Origin of the sequence: Nocardia aurea, assembly GCF_003123685.1 — a bacterium.
Lineage (GTDB): Bacteria > Actinomycetota > Actinomycetes > Mycobacteriales > Mycobacteriaceae > Nocardia > Nocardia aurea.
Genome location: NZ_QCYJ01000143.1, coordinates 1 through 3544, shown reverse-complemented (window position 1 = coordinate 3544; position 3544 = coordinate 1). Strand labels below are relative to the sequence as shown.

The following is a 3544-nucleotide window of genomic DNA, read 5'->3' as shown; positions in this document are numbered from 1 at the left end:
GTCGCACCGGGGGAGCGGAACCAATAGCGTGTGACGATGCCGAAGTTGCCGCCGCCGCCGCCCGTGTGCGCCCACCACAGTTCGCGATTGGGGTCCGAATCCTCTCGGGTCGCAACGACGCTCTTCGCGGTGCCGTAGGCGTCCACCACTACGACCTCGACGGCTTGCAGGTGGTCCACGGTGAGGCCGTAGCGGCGAGACAGCAACCCGAATCCACCTCCGGCGATGTGGCCGCCGACTCCAACGGTCGGACAGTGGCCGCCGGGAATGGTGACATCCCAGCGCCGGTGTAGCGTTTCGTAGACGTCGAGCAGCCGGCATCCAGCACCGACCTCGATGGCGCGGAGTTCGCGGTTGTATGAGATTCCCGACAGCTCTGACATGTCGCAGATGATCTGTGTCTGCGCATTGGAGACGAAGTCCCGGTAGCAGTGGCCGCCGCTGCGGACGGTGATCCGTTTTCCGCCGGACACCGCGAACTGGACCGCCTGGACGACCTCTTCCGTCGACGCAGGCAGAAAGATCTTCTCCGGGCTCGCGGTCCACCGCTGGTTCATTCCGGTGCACAGTGCGGGATATCGCGCGTCACCCGGAGTCACCTCAAAGGGCCATACCTGCTCCAGTTCCTGATCTCCCCGGACAGTGCTGCCCACTGACGGAAACCTCATCTCTCGCCCTCCATCGCTGCGGTCCGCACGCTCGGCTCGGAACGATGGTCCGTTGACTCCGGACGGCGCCGCAGCACGGTCCCTGAGAGGATCGCAATCGCCACACCCAGCCCGCCGACGGCGGCGAATCCGGCCGCGGGACCGCCGGCATCGAAGGCGGCCCCGGCGAGCGGTGCACCCAAGGCGCTCCCCGCGCAAAGAGCGGCCGTGTACACGCTCATGACCCTGGCCCGCGTACCGTCCGTGGCCAGACCGCTGGCAGCGGTGGCCGTCGAGGCGAACGCCGGCGCGCAGAGGGTCGTGGCGGGCCCGAGAGCCAGCACGAGCACGCGCCAGTCACCCACCAGGCCCAGAGGCATCGTGGCCAGGCCGAGGAGAAGGATCACCAAGGGTACGGAGGGGCTGCGCGGCAGGGCACCGAAGGCCAGTCCGCCTGCCAGTGAGTAAACACCGCAGGCCATCAGCACCACACCGGTCCACTCGACCTGGTCCTCGACCCGAAGCGTCGCGATGATGGCTACCTCGTATCCCGCGACCACGGCACCTGCCGCCAGGGTGGCGGCGAACACGGCAATCAGCCGGGCGTTGAGCCACCCGAACCCCGACCGCGCGGCCGTGTCGGTCTTGGCCTTCTCCCCTGACTTCGGATTGCGCAAGGCCAGGGCCGCACCGCTGATCGCCAGCGCGACACCAAGCCACACCAGCGCGACACCTGTGGACATCTTCGTGGCCGCCAGCACGGCGAGGGCGGGCCCCAGCATGTAGGACACCTCGGTAACCATGGAGTCCATCGCATAGGCCGTGTGCCGATGATCCTCCGGGATCAGGCCGGCGATGACGAGCCGGATCACCGTGGAACCCGGGATCATCCCAAGCCCCGACACCAACGCGCCGACCATGAAGACCGAGAACGGCATCAGCGGTGCCAGCACCCAGAAAGCCACTTGGACCACAATCGCCAGCACGAGCATCGCCCGCAGCCCACGCCGGTCCATGAACCTGCCTTGGAACGGCGCGCCCAAGGTGACTCCCACGGTCCAAGCTGCCGCAGCGAGGCCCGCCGTGCCGTAACCCCGGTCGAGTCCGATCGCCACGTGCATGGTCAGGACGATGGGGATCGCAACGGTCGGCGCCTTGACCATCACACTGAGGAGCATGACCACAGGAAAGCCGGGGGTGCGTAACACCCGGCGATATTTCTCAAGCCGCATGTACGCCTCCGGCCAGCACATCTTCTATATAGGGGAACCTGTCGGCGATCTTGTCTCCAGTGAATTCACCGTCGAACCCCTCGGAGGTGAGGTAGAGGCGCACTGCCCGGAAGCATGGCCTCAGCCCCATGTCAAACCAGTGCCTCATGCCCGCGGGCAGCGACAGGAGATCGCCTTCGGTAGTGACCAGGATGTGCACCCTGCCCTCTGCCCGGATGTAGAAGCAGGCTCCGCCGTCGGCGAAGAACCAGATCTCGTCCTCGGAGTGGGTGTGCTCGTTGAAGTACTTCCTGCGTGAGGCCAGGACGTCCTTCACCCACTCCTGGTTCGTCTCGTCGAGACGGACCGTGATGGTCTCAGCCTTGCGGTTGCGGCCGTCGGAGTTGAACGCGTCAATCTCCGGTCTGTACGCCTCGATCAGCACCTGATCCGACGCCTCCATCGGCACTCGGCCGACCATCCAGTTCTCGAATCTCACACCAAGTGGCTCGAGGATCTCTGTGATCTGCCGGTCGTCCTCGGTCCGGAGCAGGACCTGCGCGGAATCGGTCTCAGGCGTGACACAGAGCAGCGCCATGTGTTCATTCCTTTCGGATATGACTATCGAGAGGGGAGTTCGCCGTCGGACGCGGGCACCAGGTCTGCCCCGCAGGTCGATCAGGCGAGTCGCAGATCCGGCCGGTAGATGTCCAGCCAGGTCGCCAAGTCCAGCCAGCGCTCCAGACCCGTCCTGGCCCCGGGCTGCACCTGCTCCGCGCGCGAGCTGAGGATTTCCTTCATCGCGTGCTTGTCGGTGATCTCCTGGACGGGGTGGTTACCGTCGGCGAGCAGATCAGAGGCCTGCCGCAACAACTCTCCGGTGTACGCCGGGTCCTGGGTGGAGGGATACGGAGCCTTCCTGCGCTCCAACACCGAACGCGGCAAATCATCCCGGGCGGCCGCACGCAGCAGGCTTTTCTCCGCGCCGTCGAAGGTCTTCATCGACCACGGTGTGTTGAAGACGTAGGACACAAGACGGTGGTCACAGAACGGCACCCGCACCTCAAGCCCGACAGCCATGCTCAGCCGGTCCTTGCGGTCGAGGAGGATGCGGATGTAGCGAGTGAGATGAAGATACATCTGCGTCCGCATCCGCGCGTCCAGACCCTCCTCGCCGGCCAGACGCGGGGCCTGCGCCACCGCGTCCGCGTAGCTCTGGCGGATGTACTCCGGAAGGTTCAGCGAGGAGACGAACTGCCGGTCGAAGACATCGATCCCTGTGTGCGGGCTGGTGACATGAGTGTGATCAACCCAGGGGAAGCTGTTCGCCTGCAGCACGTCCGGCTGGTGCATCCACTTATAACCGCCGAAGACCTCGTCCGCCGATTCGCCGGAGAGCGCCACGGTCGATCCTTTGCGGATCTCCCGGAAGAGGAGGTACAGCGAGTGATCTGCGTCGCCGAACCCGGTGGGCAGGTCACGCGCGCTCACCACGGCGCGGCGGACTTCTGGATCCGCAATCTTGGCGGCGTCCATCACCACATTCGTATGGTGGGTGCCGGACCGCTCGGCCACTTCCCAAGCGAACGGCGCATCCGGTGCGTCGCGGAAGCGGTCAGCCCGGAACCGTTCACCGTGCCGGGCGAAGTCCACGGAAAAACTTCGGATCTGCTCCAAAGCACCCAG

Annotated in this window: 4 protein-coding genes; all 4 read right to left on the bottom strand. The window is 65.6% G+C overall.

Annotated features, from left to right (window positions below):
* The coding region (locus DAT37_RS36745) for an FAD-binding oxidoreductase (protein WP_157978879.1) at positions 1-668 on the bottom strand (668 nt) is incomplete at its 3' end.
* Positions 665-1879 carry an MFS transporter gene (locus tag DAT37_RS36740; protein ID WP_157978878.1) on the bottom strand — a complete coding sequence of 405 codons (1215 nt, stop codon included), beginning with the start codon at positions 1877-1879 and terminating at the stop codon, positions 665-667. The genes DAT37_RS36745 and DAT37_RS36740, both read right to left, overlap by 4 nt.
* Positions 1869-2456 (bottom strand): cupin, encoded by a 588-nt coding sequence (locus DAT37_RS36735; RefSeq protein WP_109529556.1) that lies wholly within the window; start codon positions 2454-2456, stop codon positions 1869-1871. The genes DAT37_RS36740 and DAT37_RS36735 overlap by 11 nt, the downstream gene beginning before the upstream one ends.
* 80 nt (positions 2457-2536) lie before the next feature.
* The coding region (locus DAT37_RS36730; RefSeq protein WP_198654625.1) for an asparagine synthetase B family protein at positions 2537-3544 on the bottom strand (1008 nt) is incomplete at its 5' end.

Coding starts and splice junctions, on each gene's coding strand:
- DAT37_RS36735 (WP_109529556.1), bottom strand. CDS start 2,456: ATGGCGCTGCTCTGTGTCACGCCTGAGACCGATTCCGCGCAGGTCCTG.
- DAT37_RS36740 (WP_157978878.1), bottom strand. CDS start 1,879: ATGCGGCTTGAGAAATATCGCCGGGTGTTACGCACCCCCGGCTTTCCT.